At 35.5% G+C, this 14,834-nt stretch carries 17 protein-coding genes and 1 pseudogene; 12 read left to right on the top strand and 6 right to left on the bottom strand.

Annotated elements, in window-relative coordinates:
• Positions 1-123 precede the first annotated feature (123 nt).
• From AC06G9_RS03225 to purE, 6 genes and pseudogenes are all read left to right on the top strand, one after another.
• Positions 124-807, top strand: coding sequence for a zinc metallopeptidase (locus tag AC06G9_RS03225; protein ID WP_045753618.1), 684 nt, complete (start codon positions 124-126; stop codon positions 805-807).
• A gap of 154 nt (positions 808-961) precedes the next feature.
• Positions 962-2,299, top strand: a complete 1,338-nt coding sequence (ffh, locus tag AC06G9_RS03230; protein ID WP_045753619.1) for a signal recognition particle protein — start codon at positions 962-964, stop codon at positions 2,297-2,299.
• Between the two features lie 296 nt (positions 2,300-2,595).
• Positions 2,596-3,141, top strand: a complete 546-nt coding sequence (locus AC06G9_RS03235; RefSeq protein WP_293925555.1) for an NADH-quinone oxidoreductase subunit A — start codon at positions 2,596-2,598, stop codon at positions 3,139-3,141.
• Positions 3,138-3,641, top strand: a complete 504-nt coding sequence (locus AC06G9_RS03240) for an NADH-quinone oxidoreductase subunit B (protein ID WP_021188837.1) — start codon at positions 3,138-3,140, stop codon at positions 3,639-3,641. Before AC06G9_RS03235 ends, AC06G9_RS03240 begins: the two co-directional genes overlap by 4 nt.
• Before the next feature lie 24 nt (positions 3,642-3,665).
• Complete coding sequence (locus AC06G9_RS03245) at positions 3,666-4,808, top strand: 5-(carboxyamino)imidazole ribonucleotide synthase (RefSeq protein ID WP_045753621.1); 1,143 nt, start codon at positions 3,666-3,668, stop codon at positions 4,806-4,808.
• A 5-nt stretch (positions 4,809-4,813) separates the two neighbouring features.
• Positions 4,814-5,325 (top strand): annotated as a pseudogene (gene purE / locus AC06G9_RS03250) (5-(carboxyamino)imidazole ribonucleotide mutase).
• A gap of 55 nt (positions 5,326-5,380) precedes the next feature.
• On the opposite strand, the gene AC06G9_RS03255 reads toward purE, so the two are convergent.
• The 4 genes from AC06G9_RS03255 to bshA all read right to left on the bottom strand — a co-directional run bounded on the left by AC06G9_RS03255 (position 5,381) and on the right by bshA (position 9,006).
• Positions 5,381-6,361 carry a sugar phosphate isomerase/epimerase family protein gene (locus tag AC06G9_RS03255; RefSeq protein WP_480957507.1) on the bottom strand — a complete coding sequence of 327 codons (981 nt, stop codon included), beginning with the start codon at positions 6,359-6,361 and terminating at the stop codon, positions 5,381-5,383.
• Positions 6,362-6,493: 132 nt separating this feature from the next.
• The gene (gene frr / locus AC06G9_RS03260; protein ID WP_045753624.1) at positions 6,494-7,057 is read right to left on the bottom strand and encodes a ribosome recycling factor; all 564 of its coding nucleotides are present in this window, start codon (positions 7,055-7,057) and stop codon (positions 6,494-6,496) included.
• Positions 7,058-7,087: 30 nt separating this feature from the next.
• Entirely contained in the window at positions 7,088-7,792 is a 705-nt protein-coding gene (gene pyrH / locus AC06G9_RS03265) for a UMP kinase (protein ID WP_021189335.1), read from the bottom strand.
• A 77-nt stretch (positions 7,793-7,869) separates the two neighbouring features.
• A complete protein-coding gene (gene bshA / locus AC06G9_RS03270; protein ID WP_045755097.1) occupies positions 7,870-9,006 on the bottom strand; it encodes an N-acetyl-alpha-D-glucosaminyl L-malate synthase BshA in 1,137 nt (378 codons plus the stop codon).
• A 157-nt stretch (positions 9,007-9,163) separates the two neighbouring features.
• Here bshA and AC06G9_RS03275 point away from each other — a divergent pair, with 157 nt between their 5' ends.
• From AC06G9_RS03275 to AC06G9_RS03300, 6 genes are all read left to right on the top strand, one after another.
• On the top strand, positions 9,164-9,880 hold the full coding sequence (locus tag AC06G9_RS03275; RefSeq protein WP_248754775.1) for a DUF1003 domain-containing protein: 717 nt from the start codon (positions 9,164-9,166) through the stop codon (positions 9,878-9,880).
• Positions 9,870-10,274, top strand: coding sequence for an alternative ribosome rescue aminoacyl-tRNA hydrolase ArfB (gene arfB / locus AC06G9_RS03280; protein WP_052627713.1), 405 nt, complete (start codon positions 9,870-9,872; stop codon positions 10,272-10,274). Before AC06G9_RS03275 ends, arfB begins: the two co-directional genes overlap by 11 nt.
• 303 nt (positions 10,275-10,577) lie before the next feature.
• Positions 10,578-10,952, top strand: a complete 375-nt coding sequence (locus AC06G9_RS03285; RefSeq protein WP_153195015.1) for a BlaI/MecI/CopY family transcriptional regulator — start codon at positions 10,578-10,580, stop codon at positions 10,950-10,952.
• A 27-nt stretch (positions 10,953-10,979) separates the two neighbouring features.
• Positions 10,980-12,647, top strand: a complete 1,668-nt coding sequence (locus AC06G9_RS03290; RefSeq protein WP_045755100.1) for a TonB family protein — start codon at positions 10,980-10,982, stop codon at positions 12,645-12,647.
• 41 nt (positions 12,648-12,688) lie between these two features.
• A complete protein-coding gene (locus tag AC06G9_RS03295) occupies positions 12,689-13,264 on the top strand; it encodes a hypothetical protein (protein ID WP_480957508.1) in 576 nt (191 codons plus the stop codon).
• The gene (locus tag AC06G9_RS03300) at positions 13,257-13,580 is read left to right on the top strand and encodes a hypothetical protein (RefSeq protein ID WP_480957509.1); all 324 of its coding nucleotides are present in this window, start codon (positions 13,257-13,259) and stop codon (positions 13,578-13,580) included. The genes AC06G9_RS03295 and AC06G9_RS03300 overlap by 8 nt, the downstream gene beginning before the upstream one ends.
• 23 nt (positions 13,581-13,603) lie before the next feature.
• Here the strand turns inward: AC06G9_RS03300 and AC06G9_RS03305 are convergent, their stop codons facing one another.
• Together AC06G9_RS03305 and AC06G9_RS03310 are read right to left on the bottom strand one after the other, a co-directional pair.
• The gene (locus AC06G9_RS03305; protein WP_094771788.1) at positions 13,604-13,894 is read right to left on the bottom strand and encodes a chaperone modulator CbpM; all 291 of its coding nucleotides are present in this window, start codon (positions 13,892-13,894) and stop codon (positions 13,604-13,606) included.
• Between the two features lie 4 nt (positions 13,895-13,898).
• Positions 13,899-14,795, bottom strand: coding sequence for a DnaJ C-terminal domain-containing protein (locus AC06G9_RS03310; protein ID WP_045755103.1), 897 nt, complete (start codon positions 14,793-14,795; stop codon positions 13,899-13,901).
• Between the last annotated feature and the right edge of the window lie 39 nt (positions 14,796-14,834).

A 14,834-nucleotide genomic window follows, 5' to 3' on the forward strand; every position in this document is an offset into this window, starting at 1 on the left:
TTTCACTTATCGTTCCATTATGGATTCGCGGATGATTTTAGTACATTAGTGTATGAAATTTTGTCTACTATGGTAAGGTGGAATATATTTTGATTAAGCATTTACAAAAACAAGGAAAATATTATGTATTGGATTTTATTTATAGGGATCATGGTGGTGAGCCTGATCGTACAAACCCGATTTAAAAATAAGTTTAAAAAATATTCTGAAATTCCATTGACAAGTGGATTGACAGGAGGGGAAATTGCTCAAAAAATGTTGACGGACAATGGGATCTACGATGTGCAAGTCGTTTCGATTCCCGATCGTTTAGGAGATCATTACAACCCAGCTGATAAGACGGTAAATTTGAGTCCAGAAGTGTACAGTGGCAGAAGTATAGCAGCTGCTGCAGTTTCTGCTCATGAATGTGGGCACGCTGTGCAACATGCTACAGCATATAAATGGTTAGGATTTAGATCAGCGATGGTACCAATGGTGAGCTTCGCCTCAAAATTGACATCATGGGTTTTGATGTTAGGTGTTATATTAATGGCCTTTTCACAAAATTATATTGTCTTAGCAATAGGTGTCGCAGCGCTAGCCATTACAACAATATTTAGTTTCGTGACGCTACCTGTAGAATTTGATGCGTCAAATCGTGCAAAAGCTTGGTTGAGTAACAACGGTGTAACACATAGTGCGGCAGAAGATGAAGGTGTCAGAGATGCCTTAAAATGGGCAGCTATGACCTACGTAGTAGCAGCATTAAGTGCGTTAGTTACTCTATTATATTATGCTTCCCTATTATTTGGAAGAAGAGATTAATTGTTTTAAGTATACTTACAGCATAAAAAAGTGAATATTTTTATCAATATTCGCTTTTTTTTATGTTTAACGCTTGGAATTGAATTCTATATGCTTCAGCTTCCGACAATTTTTTTAACTTTGCTTTTTATATTAGCATAGACTTACAATTATCATGTTTCAAAACTTACAGGATAAATTAGATAGGGCCTTTAAGGTTTTAAAGGGCCAAGGTAGTATTACCGAGATCAACGTTGCAGAAACGATGAAAGAAATTCGTAAGGCATTATTGGATGCCGATGTGAATTATAAAACTGCAAAGACATTTACTGACGATGTTAAACAAAAAGCATTAGGAGAAAACGTACTAACAAGCATTTCACCTGGACAATTGTTGACTAAGATCATGAATGATGAGTTGACAGCATTAATGGGAGGCACTGTTACCGAGTTAGAAGTTTCTAAAAATCCGACAGTTATACTCATTGCTGGTTTAAATGGAGCAGGTAAAACGACATTCTCGGGAAAGTTAGCGCTATATCTAAAAGATAAAAAAGGAAAGAAACCATTATTGGTAGCTGGTGATGTTTATCGTCCAGCAGCTATTGACCAATTGGAAGTGTTAGCTAGCCAAGTTGGTGTTCCTGTATATGTAGATCGTCATTCAACAGATCCTATTGCGATTGCAAAAGCAGGTGTTGAAGAAGCAAAGAGAAGTGGACACAATGTTGTTATTATTGATACAGCAGGGCGTTTGGCTATTGACGAACCCTTGATGGTGGAGATCACAGCTGTAAAAGAAGCTACACAACCGCATGAAATTCTTTTTGTTGTCGATTCGATGACAGGACAAGATGCTGTTAATACTGCAAAAACCTTCAATGATCGATTAGATTTCACTGGTGTTGTTTTGACAAAATTAGATGGTGATACCCGTGGTGGTGCCGCATTGTCAATTAAATCTGTTGTCAACAAGCCAATTAAATTTATAGGTACGGGCGAGAAAATGGATGCATTAGACGTGTTTTATCCAGAACGTATGGCTTCCCGTATATTGGGTATGGGTGACGTCGTATCTTTAGTAGAACGCGCACAACAGCAATTTGACGAAAAACAAGCTGCTGAACTTCAAAAGAAAATCCGCAAGAATAAATTTGACTTCAATGACTTTAAATCACAAATCCAACAAATCAAAAAAATGGGTAACATGAAAGATTTGATGGGAATGATACCAGGTGTGGGTAAAGCGATGAAAGACATTGAAGTAGATGATAATGCATTTAGACCAATTGAAGCAATTATTGATTCCATGACACCATTTGAAAGAGAAAATCCGGATGCTATTGATCAAAAAAGACGCATTCGTATCGCAAAGGGATCAGGTACTGATATCAATGAAGTAAATAAGTTGATGAAACAATTTGGTGACATGCGTAAAGTGATGAAACAAATGTCAAATCCTGCAATGGCAGCAAAACTTATGAAAAATATGCCTAAAATGCCAGGGAAATAAGATAGAACATATTTATTAAATCATTGTACCCTAAAAATTGACAATTTTTAGGGTATTTTTTTAAATGTCATTTAGTAAAATTCTAAAAAGATATCCAATTTAGTTCTGCAGATCTGATAAGGGAAGATGCAGAAATCATAAAAACATGAAATTTATAATTTTAGGCTTTTACAAATCGTATTTATTTTTTGTATTTTAGACTTAGTACTAATTGTAATAGAATTATTTTTTAACTTTGTAACACAATGGATGACCCCGGGCAATTATCGGAATACGGAAAGATACTTATCATAATTTTGATAGGGATATTTTTAGTCGCGATGACCATTATGGCAGCACGATTACTGTCTGTTAATAAACCTACACCCCAAAAATTGAGTACATATGAATGTGGTGAAGATGCCGTAGGCTCTTCTTGGGTACAATTCAACCCTAGGTTCTATGTTATTGCACTCATATTTTTACTCTTTGATGTCGAATTAATTTTTATTTTTCCTTGGGCGACCGTTTTTGGACAAGCTGAATACATCGCAGCCGATGGGAGGTGGGGTTGGTTTACATTAATTGAAATGGCATTATTTGTCGGTATATTGATCATAGGATTGATCTTTGTTTGGGTAAAAGGTGATCTAGAATGGGTAAAACCGATTCATCAACGTCCACATGTAAAAGTAAATATTCCAAGTACAGCTTATGATATGCTGAACCAAGCAACCTATCAATTGCGAAATCATAGAGAAGATCTGCAGGAAGAAGCAGTTATAGCAAAGAGTGATGTCGTATCCGCTTCTCCAAAAGTAGCTTTTAAGCCGAGATTTAAAAAACCAGGAGCAACATCATGAGTTTAGAAAGTCAAATACAGAATAATGGTGTTATTGTTGCCAAATTGGATGACCTACTCAATTGGGCAAGATTATCATCGATGTGGCCAATCAGTTTTGGAATAGCCTGTTGCGCTATTGAGATGATGGGAGCCATGGCTGCAAATTATGATTTGGATCGTTTAGGTGTATTTCCTCGTCCTTCTCCGAGGCAGTCAGATGTGATGATTATAGCGGGTACAGTAACGTTCAAAATGGCAGATCGTATCCGCAAGCTATATGAACAGATGCCCGAGCCAAAATATGTGATCTCCATGGGATCATGCTCAAATTGCGGAGGACCTTATTGGCAACACGGTTATCACGTAGTCAAAGGTGTTGATCGCGTTATACCCGTCGATGTATACGTGCAAGGATGTCCCCCAAGGCCCGAAGCATTGATCGGTGCTTTTTTAGAATTACAAAAGAAAATTGAAAAAGAAAGTTTACTGGGAGAACAGTTGTTCAATCAGAAAGCTTAATAGAATAGATATAGAAAAATAGACATGGGAAAAGATTTTTATGGTGATTTGCAATTAGGTGTTCTTGGCGGTGGTCAATTGGGCCGAATGTTGATTCAAGAGGCCATTAATTATAATGTTAATGTTCATATTCTTGATCCAGATAAGAATGCTCCTTGCCGTAAATTATGCAATCGTTTTGAGTGTGGCTCTTTGAGCGATTTTGAAACCGTATACAATTTTGGAAAAGATCTCGATATGATTACTATTGAGATTGAAAAGGTCAATGTGGATGCGTTGGAAAAATTAGAAGAAGAGGGTGTTCTAGTTTATCCTCAATCGCGTATTATCAGATTGATACAAGACAAAGGTTTGCAAAAACAATTCTTTAAACAAAATGACATACCTACTTCGTTATTTCAGCTGATTTCTACTAAGGAGCACCTGAATAATGCTAATTTAAGTATACCTTATATTCAGAAGCTTCGTAAAGATGGTTATGACGGTAAAGGTGTGAAGAAAATTAATTCATTAGCGGATTTAGAAACTGCTTTTGATGAACCATCTTTAATAGAAGAATGGGTAGATTTTGAGAAAGAGATTGCTGTCATTGTCGCAAGAAATGATAACGGTGATGTATCGACCTTTCCTATGGTAGAGATGGAATTCAATCCAGATGCGAATCTAGTTGAATTTTTGATTGCCCCATCTACTTATGGTTTTGATATTCAGCAACGGGCAGAAGAACTAGCAAAAAAGATTGCCAATGATCTACAGATAGTCGGATTACTTGCCGTTGAGATGTTCTTAACAAAAGATGGAGAGATATTAGTCAATGAACTAGCACCTCGTACACACAATAGTGGACACCAAACCATCGAAGGAAATTATGTATCACAATTTGCACAACATTTAAGAGCAATTTTCAATTTACCTTTAGGTGATACTCGCTGTCGTACAAATGCAGTAATGATTAATCTGTTAGGTGAAGAAGGCTATGAAGGATTAGCAAAATACGAAGGCGTTGAAGAAATTTTAGCTATGGAGGGCGTATACGTACATTTGTATGGAAAAAAATTTACAAAACCTTTCCGTAAGATGGGTCACGTTTGTATCATCAATGACGATCGAGAGTTAGCGATCAGCAATGCAAGAAAAGTACAAGAAATTTTGAAAGTAAAAGCTTAAGATATATGTCAATAGTGAACCAAGCCTTAGTAGGGATTATTATGGGAAGTAAATCAGACTTACCTGTTATGCAAGATGCGGTAGATGTATTAAAAACATTAGGAGTACCTTTTGAGGTGACTATTGTTTTCTGCGCATCGTACCCCACAGAGAATGTTTGATTATGCACAAGATGCCGCAAAAAGAGGATTGAAAGTTATTATTGCAGGGGCAGGCGGTGCCGCACATTTGCCAGGTATGGTAGCATCAATTACGCATTTGCCCGTTATTGGAGTTCCTGTAAAGTCTTCTAATTCGATCGACGGTTGGGATTCAGTATTATCAATCTTACAGATGCCCAATGGTATTCCAGTAGCTACAGTAGCTTTAAATGCGGCTAAAAATGCAGGTATTCTTAGCCGCTCAGATTCTTGGAACTCAAGATAAAGCAATTGAAAAAAATATCATTGCTTTTAAAGCTGATTTGGCAGAAAAAGTAATTGAAACAGCTGAAGAAGTCGAAAAAATGACCTTTTAATAGTCGTTAAATATAATAACAAAATAAAAGGGGCCAAGCCCCTTTTATTTTGTTATCATATTTTCCCTAAATGCTCCTGTACGTAGTCGTAGCTCTTTTTTAAACTCTCAAACTTGTTAGGTATATAAATGTCATCTTGTTCTACAAAAGCATATTTTAAACCTGCTTTTGCTTTCGCTTGAGCGATAGCGATGAAATCAATATGACCAGTACCCACCTCTGTATATTTCACTTCTTTCGAGATCGCACCGAAATCTAATTTATCAAATTCAGGACCGACAATTGTTTTAGTAAACCCTTTATCCATGTCTTTGATATGCCATAATTTGAATCGATTAGGGAATTTCTCAAACAAACTGACTGGATTCATTCCCGCTTTTTCAGCCCAATATAAATCAAGCTCAAAATCAACCAGATTAGGTTCAGTAAATGCTAATAGAACTTCCTCACCTCTAGTACCATTACCTAAATCCCTAAATTCCCAAAAATGATTATGGAAAGCAACTTTCAATCCATGCTTTTTAGCCTCTTCACCAGCCTTATTCAATTGTTCTGCTATGTATAGATAATCATCTTTCTTCAAAGCCGAAATGTCAAACATGGGAGATACTGGGGCTATGACATACTCTTGACCAAGTTCTTTTGCGGCATCAAAGTAGATATTCAGATCCTCTTTATCCTGATGATTACGACTAAAGTATTTTGACATGTCGTAATGACCACTGTGCGACTTTAATCCATTATCATCCAATACTTTTTTTAAGGCTTTGTAATCTAGACCCCAAAAAGATTTTGTAGCGGGATCTATTCCATATGTCTCTACGTGTTTATAGCCAATCTTTGCAACCTGCTGTAAGGAATCTGTTGGATTTGTTGCCATCAGATCACGAATAGAATAAAGCTGCACCCCTAGGTTGGTAAAGGGAGAATCAATACCCATTTTTTTATTTTCACAAGAGAGCAACTGTGGTAGGAAATATGCGGCAGAAAGTCCAAGACCAGCTTTTTTGATAAATTGACGGCGTGAATTATTCATACTGTTTGATTTGTTTGTAGTTTAGTAAGGATTAAGTTACAACTAATTTTAAAGAAAACTATTATTATAAACAAAAAATGGGAATGTATTACCTACATCCCCATTTTTTGTTTTCTTTTTTATTGAAGAAAATTATACCGTCATGATATCTTTTTCTTTTAATTCAGCTAATTTATCGACTTTTGCAATAAATAAATCAGTCAATTTTTGAACCTCAGCTTCACCAACTTTAATTTCGTCTTCAGAAGCTCCGTCATTTTTCAACTTTTTCAAAGACTCATTAGTTTCTTTACGGATATTACGAACGACAACACGGCCTTTTTCAGTTTCTTCTTTTGCCTTTCTAACAAGGTCGCGTCTTCTTTCTTCTGTCAAAGCAGGAATTACCAAACGGATGACAATACCATCGTTTTGTGGATTTACACCAAGATTAGCATCAGTAATAGCCTTTTCAATCGCATTGATCAATTGTTTTTCCCATGGTTGGATAACAATTGTACGTGCATCAGTTGTATTAATATTACTAACTTGAGACAATGGAGTTGGAGATCCATAATAATCTACGGAAATACCATCTAACATAGCGGGCGAAGCCTTTCCGGCACGAATTTTTGTTAATTCTGATTCTGTAAAAGAAACAGCTTTGGACATACTCTCCTTACAATCGTCCAATTCAAGTGAAATCAATTCATTCATATCTTAATATCGTTTTTTTCTTTTTTATGATTAGCGTACGATAGTACCTACTGGTTCTCCATTTGCTAATTTTGACAAGTTACCAGGTTTGTTCATATCGAACACAATAATCGGTAAGTTGTTCTCTTGACACAATGTAAAAGCTGTCATGTCCATGACATTTAGACCCCTTTGATAAACTTCTGTAAACGAAATTTCATCAAAACGAGTAGCAGAAGGGTCTTTCTCAGGATCTGCCGTATAAATACCATCCACACGAGTACCTTTTAAAACGGCATCAGCGTTAATTTCAATAGCACGAAGCGAAGCTGCAGTATCTGTTGTAAAATAAGGGTTACCAGTTCCCGCTCCGAATATCACAATACGTCCCTTTTCCAAGTGACGAACAGCTCTTCTACGAATAAAAGGCTCGCAGATCTGTTCCATCTTGATTGCTGTCAACAAACGAGTTTTTAAACCTACTTTTTCAAGACCATCTTGCAGCGCCATACTATTGATGACAGTTGCTAACATGCCCATATAATCCGCTTGTACACGGTCCATACCAGACTGCTCTGCACTTAAACCTCTATAGATATTACCTCCACCAATAACAATAGCAATTTCTAAACCTTGAGTATGTAACTCTTTGATATCTTTTGCATATTGTGCAACTCTCTTGATGTCAATGCCATAGCTTTGATCTCCCATTAAGGATTCGCCGCTAAGTTTTAATAGGATACGTTTGTATTTCATAATTGTTTTTTTGGAAATTCTCCAAAGGCCAAAGATAAAATTTTTTTTTCATCCGATAAGGACGAAAGTTATATTTATTAGGAATTTTTAACTTTTTCTATCACTTCTCTATAATATTCTTCATACTGGGGCATGATATTACTGAGCTGAAATGTTTTCGCGCGTGCTAATGCAGCATCTTTAAATTTTTCTAGACGATCATTATCCTCTAATATATAGATCGCATTTTTTGCCATCTCATCCACATCACCGATGTCACTTAAAAAACCCGTCTCACCATTTACATTCAGTTCCGGTAATCCCCCTGTATTGGTAGAAATAACGGGAACTTTACAAGCCATTGCCTCCAAAGCTGCAAGACCAAAACTTTCGGAACTTGATGGCATTAGAAAGAGATCCGATACCGATAAAATTTCTTCTACAGCATCCTGCTTTCCTAAAAATCGAACATCTTGACATACACCCAGATCACGACACAATTCTTCCGCGTTGGTTCGTTCAGGACCGTCACCGACCATCAATAGCTTACTCGGAATATGTTCATTTACTTTTTGGAAAATACGAATAACATCACCTGTATTTTTTACTTTTCTGAAGTTTGAAGTATGGATCAAAATACGCTCATTGCCGGGAGCAATTGCTCTTTTGAAATGAGAGCGATCTTTGATACTGAATCTTTCCAAGTCAATAAAGTTTGGAATAACTTGAATATCTCTTTTAATATCGAAAAATGTAAGCGTTTGATCTTTTAAACTTTGTGATACCGTCGTTACACCATCGGACTGATTGATGGAAAACGTCACAACAGGGCTAAAACTTTTATCCTTACCAACTAAAGTGATATCTGTACCGTGTAGTGTTGTTACAACAGGAATATTAATGCCATATGTTAACAAAATTTGTTTAGCCATAAAGGCCGCTGAAGCATGTGGGATGGCATAATGAACATGAATAACGTCCAATTTTTCAAAACGGACAACATCCACCAGTTTACTCGCCAATGCCGATTCGTAAGGTAAAAAATCAAAAAGTGGGTATTGTGAAACAGCGACTTCATGATAAAATAGATTTTCCGAAAAAAAGTCTAAGCGCGCAGGTTGCCGGTAAGTGATGAAATGAACCTGATGTCCATGCGTAGCCAAAGCCTTTCCAAGTTCTGTCGCTACGACGCCACTACCGCCGAATGTTGGATAACATACAATCCCAATTTTCATAATGCTTTTTTATTTACTGCAAATTAAAGATTATTTTGTAAAACAGCCTATCACACGAATGCAATAATTTTTTTAAGCATAACTCAGAGTCATGAGATGTTGTTGACACTTTATTGATTGAAAAAAATTATCTTGTACCGTATTAAGAAAACATATTATGAAGACTTTTGTAAGTAGCATATCAGGAAAAACTTTTCCGATCAGTAGTAAAGTCCTGGGATCAACATTAAGAAGCTCCATTTTTGATCTTGTTAAAGAAGACTTTCCACAATTTTCCAAAGAATCGTTGATTTCATCTAATGAATTGGACGGATATAAAGAAAAATATATTTCCACAATTTTAAAAAATGAATTGGGAGAGTTGAAACAGCTTGATAAGTTAGTGGTTGAAAGTTTAAGTAACAATCAAGTACTCAGTGCTTCAATCGACCAAGAAGAAATCAAAGAATCTTTTGGTGAGCGCATAGCAGACAAAGTCGCTAATTTTGGAGGAAGTTGGACCTTTATCTTATCTTTTCTGGCATTTTTGATGTGTTGGATCTTTTTTAACATTTATTGGTTAAATGATAAGGGATTCGATCCATATCCATTTATTTTGCTCAATTTGTTATTATCATGTATAGCAGCACTACAAGCACCCGTCATTATGATGAGTCAAAATAGACAAGAAGATAAGGATCGAAAACGTGCTCAAAATGACTATATGATCAATCTAAAGGCAGAATTGGAGATTCGTACTTTACATGAAAAAGTTGATCATTTATTGATTCATAAAGAGCAAGAGTTAATCGAAATGCAACAGTTTCAGCTCGATATCATTAAGGATCTAATTGAAAAAATAGATAAATTAGAGAGAAATACTCATGATAAATAAGGAATTATTAATAAAAGAATTAACATTCAAATTTACGCGTTCAGGTGGCGCAGGTGGACAACATGTTAATAAAGTGTCTTCCAAAGTGCTATTACAATGGCCCGTTTTGGAAAGTATGTGCCTAAATGAAGATCAGAAAACATTGATTACGGATGTTCTAAGTAATAGAATTAATAAAGAAGCGATATTTCAGTTGGAATGTGATACTGATCGTTCCCAATTAAAAAATAAAGAAATAGCTATAGAACGTTTTTTGCATATCGTCAATACCGCTTTGACGCCTATGAAATCTCGTAAGAAGACAAAAATACCATATCGTAAAGTTTTAGATCGATTAGATCGAAAGGCTAAACAGGCCGAAAAGAAAAATAATCGTCGATGGAGTGGAGATTAAAAAAGTATCTGTGCTTCCAATCATTAATTTTAAATAGCTACTCCACAGCATTTAAAATTATTCATGATCGTTAACCCCCTTATTATTTTAACGCTTTAAATCAAAACACGGGATTTAGAGAAACTTCTTTATAAAATATATGGAAATCTTTAATACAATTATAGACCCTAATTTATTTTATATTACTCATTATTAGTATTTTAAATACAATAACTAATCTTTTAGTTGGATAACTAAATTTTTAGTTTTATACTTGTTATATAATCGATTATCGGCAGACGTGCCTTTTTATTAAAAAGAGTTATGAACGAAATTAAAGAACTTACAAAAGCTGAAGAGCAAATTATGCATGAGCTATGGGAAATGAATGGAGCCTTTGTTAAAGAAGTGATCGATCGTTTACCAGAACCAAAACCAGCATATAATACAGTTTCTACAATAGTGCGCATTTTGGAAACCAAGGGTTTTCTGGAGCACGAATCTTATGGGAAAAGCCATCGTTATATCCCAAAGATTTCAAAAGAAGAATATAAAAAACTAATAACAGGAAAACTATTGCATAATTATTTTGATAACTCAGCTACGAGTATGCTATCTTATTTTTTAGAAGAAAATAAGTTGGACCTTGGTGAAGTCAATGAGTTATTAGAGATGATTGCAAAACAAAAGAAAATGTAGTGTTTTTCAACAATTAAATCCCATATTATGATCGCTTATCTCATTTTAGCCAATTTAAGTTTAATTGCATTCTATATCATTTACCATGTGTTTTTGCGCAAACTAACTTTTTTTCAGGGAAATAGAGTTTATTTATTGAGTGCAGTAGTTTTGTCTTTTACTCTACCAGCGATACGGTTTATAGATTTATCCAATCTAGCTTATAAAGCGAAGTTAATGCCTGCTATCTCTCTCGAATTGGCCGAATTGAGTATTCCTGAAATCAAAATCGTTCATCAGCATCATTTTTCGCAATTAAACTGGAATTTTGAGCTCATATATTGGCTTTCGATATCCATTGCAGTTCTGTATTTTTTGATTCGATTAATCAGACTTTATCAGCGATTTAATCAATCAGAGGGAAACACATCATTTTCTTTTCTAAGTTTTATTTATATCGGTCAGGAAGCTAAGCACAATACCATCATTTATCGTCATGAATTGGTTCATGTTCAGCAAGGTCATTCTTATGATATTTTATTAATAGAGATCGTCCGAATTTTTAACTGGTTCAATCCTGTACTCTTTTTTTATATCAAAGAATTGAAATTTCAGCATGAATGTATTGCTGATCAACTTTGTGCTGCAACAGATAAAACATCTTATGCAGAATTATTAATCGCAAATGCACTTCGCGTGCCCACTCATATCTTATCACATGAGTTTGCCAGTGAGTCCATTTTAAAAAAGAGAATTATGATGTTATTTCAAAATAGATCAAAAAAATCCAATCAATGGAAATATACTTTGATGATTCCAATTGCTGGTATCATTGGTTTTGCAGGACTTGTTTTAAATAATACAGTCGATGCTAAGACCGAACTGATTAAAGTCATAGATGTAAAATTACCAGTAGTGTCACATGCCGTAAGTTCACTGATTGAAATGCCAGAATTAGAACAAGAGGATAAAATTTATGCTAGACCTGAAGTCTTACCTCAGCCAGTTGGAGGTATGCAGGCTTATATGAAATACATTGGTCAGAATTTCAAGTATACAAAAGAAATGACTGACAACCATATAACAGGTACAATTTCAGTAGGATTTACTGTTGAAAAAGATGGTCGCGTAACCCATGTGAAAGCAAAAAATGATTTAGGATTTGGATCTGCTCTAGCAGCTGAAGCCGTTGTTAAAAATGGGAAAAAATGGAAAGCAGGAATTCACAAAGGAAAGCCCGTACGTGTTGCATTTACACTTCCAATTAAAATCGATCATGTCAAATTTCCTCCTCCTATAGTCACTAAAGATCAGGTATCTCATGATAGCAATCAAAAATACATTTTGCAGAGCTCATCAACAGTTCAAGAAGATAGTAATCCAGGACCAAATACCATATTTAGTGCTGTCGAAGTAAAACCTAATCCCCCTCAGGGCATGGGAGAATTCATGAAATATATTGGTGCTCATTATAGCTATCCTTCCGAAGCATTGAAAAACGGAATAAACGGTGTAGTAGAAGTTAGTTTTATTGTTGAAAAGGATGGAAGCCTTTCCAATGTAGAAATTAAAAAGGATTTAAAGTATGGAACCGGTCAGGCGGCAGTTGATGTCATTAAAAATTATCCTGAAAAATGGAGGCCTGGCATTCAAAACGGACATACTGTGCGCGTTGCTTACACATTGCCCATCCGATTAAACACAATCATTCAATAAACTTAAAGGCTCCTTCCAGGGAGCTTTATTTTTGACATATCATGAAAATTCTTGTTATATTATTTACAGTGATCGTCTTGATTTCATGCCGATCATCCTATCAGTTTACGCCCAAAGGGTTTATAGTCGAGGGGGATGAATATTTTGTTAATGTTGACCGCAATATGTCGGTATATGTGGGGAATCATTTCTTAAATTATGATAAAAAGACAAAAATTGGATTGCAGACCGGTCATCTGTCAAAAAGTGATAAGCAGCTCATCCAGAAACTCGGTTATTCCACTTCTGGCTATACTGTTTTATTTAGTGGGCAGAGTACTGGTGATAGCACATTCAGATTGATTAGTTTAATCAATAATAAAAGTAGCGAACGTTTTAAAAATACAAAAAATTTAATCTCCAAAGATGGATTTTCAATTAAAAGAACTGAAGAAGGGAAATATTATTATCAAATAACTACATTTAAAAGACGTAAGATCTATCATGCTATAATTCCCTTTAAGCAGGAATTAGGAAAAGAAGAGTATGTAAGCTTGATCTATATTATTCCGGACAGATATAATGATCATTTTGATCAAATAAGAAGATCTTGCCATTTCAAATGCCGCCATGTATAGTCAGCATTATATTTTTACACCTAGCCGCACGGAGATTCTTTGTCCTGATGATAGTAGTAGAGGTCATTTTGATTATAAAATCCCAACTGATTTCATTCAACGAGAAAATTACACATTGATGAAAGGTTTTTTGCAAAATGGCGATGGCGCAACGAAACTAATCATCTATAGACTTCTACAGCCAGGCCAATCATATGGATCTTTTGTTGTTTGTAAAGGAATATATCAGTTAGAATTAACAGATCTGCAGCATCGTGTTATTTGGCGAAAGGAAGTAGTTGTTAACGATGATCATTTAGACCATGATAAGCATTGACCAATACAGCTTAAATCTTGGAATTATGAGTCCCAAGATTTAAGCTGATTTTTTAATCGGTACAATTCATGTTGAAGTGCCTCTACTTTTTGAATAAGATGATGGGCAACCTCTATACCAGCGGGATTGACATCCAAATCATAATACCAATCCGAAAATCTTTCCAAATCTTTAAGTTGATCTTCTTCGATATATTTTTCCTCTTGTTCAATGATAATGTGCAGAAGACCATATTCATTTAGCGTGTCAATAAACGTGATTTCAGCTTTCCCTGAAAGGCAGTAATCCGATAATTTTATAAGAGTCCGTTCCATGAGATTATTTTTTTAGATCAGCTAATTGTTGGAATAGTTCCTTTTCTTTATCCGTTAGATTAGTGGGGATAACAATATTTATAGTGACATATAAATCACCGTATTCACCTTCTTTTTTATAGATAGGGAAACCTTTTCCTTTTAATCTTACTTTGGCATTGTTTTGTGTTTCCGGATGAATTTTAAGTTTTACTTTACCACCATATGTCTCAAGAATACCCTCACCTCCCAAAATAGCGGTGTATAAATCAATATCTAAAGACGTGTACAGATCATTTCCCTGTCTCTTGAACTTCGGGTCGGGAACAATGTGAAAAGTGATGTAAAGGTCGCCTTTGGGCCCTCCATTGAGTCCCTCACTGCCAAGACCCTTTAGTTTTATTTTTTGACCATCTTCCATACCAGCTTGGATGGTGATGCGGATATTTTTTCCATTAATGGTAAAGGTCTGTGCATGCGTGGTGTATGCTTGTTGTTGTGTCAACTCTAAGTCGGCATTCAGATCCTGACCACGGAAATTATTTCTTCTTCCACCACCGGCTCTGCTACCAAACATTTGTTCAAAAAAATCAGAAAATTGTCCATCGTCAAAATTACCTGAGTAGCTTTGAGATCCACCATAGGTATTGCCTCCCGATTGACGATACTGCTGCTGTGCTTTCTCATATTCCTCACCACGTTGCCAGTTTTCTCCATATTGATCGTACTTTTTACGCTTTTCACTATCTGAAAGCACTTCGTTTGCCTCATTGATTTCCTGAAATTTTTGTTTCGCAGCCTCATCGTTAGGATTAAGATCAGGATGATATTTTCGCGCTAATTTGCGATACGCCTTTTTCACATCATCAGTAGATGCGGTTTTTTCAATACCTAGTACTTTATAGTAATCTACAAATGCCATATTTAATATATTTGCTATAGTTTCAACAAATCAAAACCA

The organism is Sphingobacterium sp. MAE, assembly GCF_056711605.1.

Bases quoted from the DNA above. Each gene is read 5' to 3' on its own strand.
- AC06G9_RS03225 (WP_045753618.1), top strand. From the start codon at position 124: ATGTATTGGATTTTATTTATAGGGATCATGGTGGTGAGCCTGATCGTA.
- ffh (WP_045753619.1), top strand. From the start codon at position 962: ATGTTTCAAAACTTACAGGATAAATTAGATAGGGCCTTTAAGGTTTTA.
- AC06G9_RS03240 (WP_021188837.1), top strand. From the start codon at position 3,138: ATGAGTTTAGAAAGTCAAATACAGAATAATGGTGTTATTGTTGCCAAA.
- AC06G9_RS03245 (WP_045753621.1), top strand. From the start codon at position 3,666: ATGGGAAAAGATTTTTATGGTGATTTGCAATTAGGTGTTCTTGGCGGT.
- AC06G9_RS03255 (WP_480957507.1), bottom strand. From the start codon at position 6,361: ATGAATAATTCACGCCGTCAATTTATCAAAAAAGCTGGTCTTGGACTT.
- frr (WP_045753624.1), bottom strand. From the start codon at position 7,057: ATGAATGAATTGATTTCACTTGAATTGGACGATTGTAAGGAGAGTATG.
- pyrH (WP_021189335.1), bottom strand. From the start codon at position 7,792: ATGAAATACAAACGTATCCTATTAAAACTTAGCGGCGAATCCTTAATG.
- bshA (WP_045755097.1), bottom strand. From the start codon at position 9,006: ATGAAAATTGGGATTGTATGTTATCCAACATTCGGCGGTAGTGGCGTC.
- AC06G9_RS03275 (WP_248754775.1), top strand. From the start codon at position 9,164: ATGAAGACTTTTGTAAGTAGCATATCAGGAAAAACTTTTCCGATCAGT.
- arfB (WP_052627713.1), top strand. From the start codon at position 9,870: ATGATAAATAAGGAATTATTAATAAAAGAATTAACATTCAAATTTACG.
- AC06G9_RS03285 (WP_153195015.1), top strand. From the start codon at position 10,578: ATGAACGAAATTAAAGAACTTACAAAAGCTGAAGAGCAAATTATGCAT.
- AC06G9_RS03290 (WP_045755100.1), top strand. From the start codon at position 10,980: ATGATCGCTTATCTCATTTTAGCCAATTTAAGTTTAATTGCATTCTAT.
- AC06G9_RS03295 (WP_480957508.1), top strand. From the start codon at position 12,689: ATGAAAATTCTTGTTATATTATTTACAGTGATCGTCTTGATTTCATGC.
- AC06G9_RS03300 (WP_480957509.1), top strand. From the start codon at position 13,257: ATGTATAGTCAGCATTATATTTTTACACCTAGCCGCACGGAGATTCTT.
- AC06G9_RS03305 (WP_094771788.1), bottom strand. From the start codon at position 13,894: ATGGAACGGACTCTTATAAAATTATCGGATTACTGCCTTTCAGGGAAA.
- AC06G9_RS03310 (WP_045755103.1), bottom strand. From the start codon at position 14,795: ATGGCATTTGTAGATTACTATAAAGTACTAGGTATTGAAAAAACCGCA.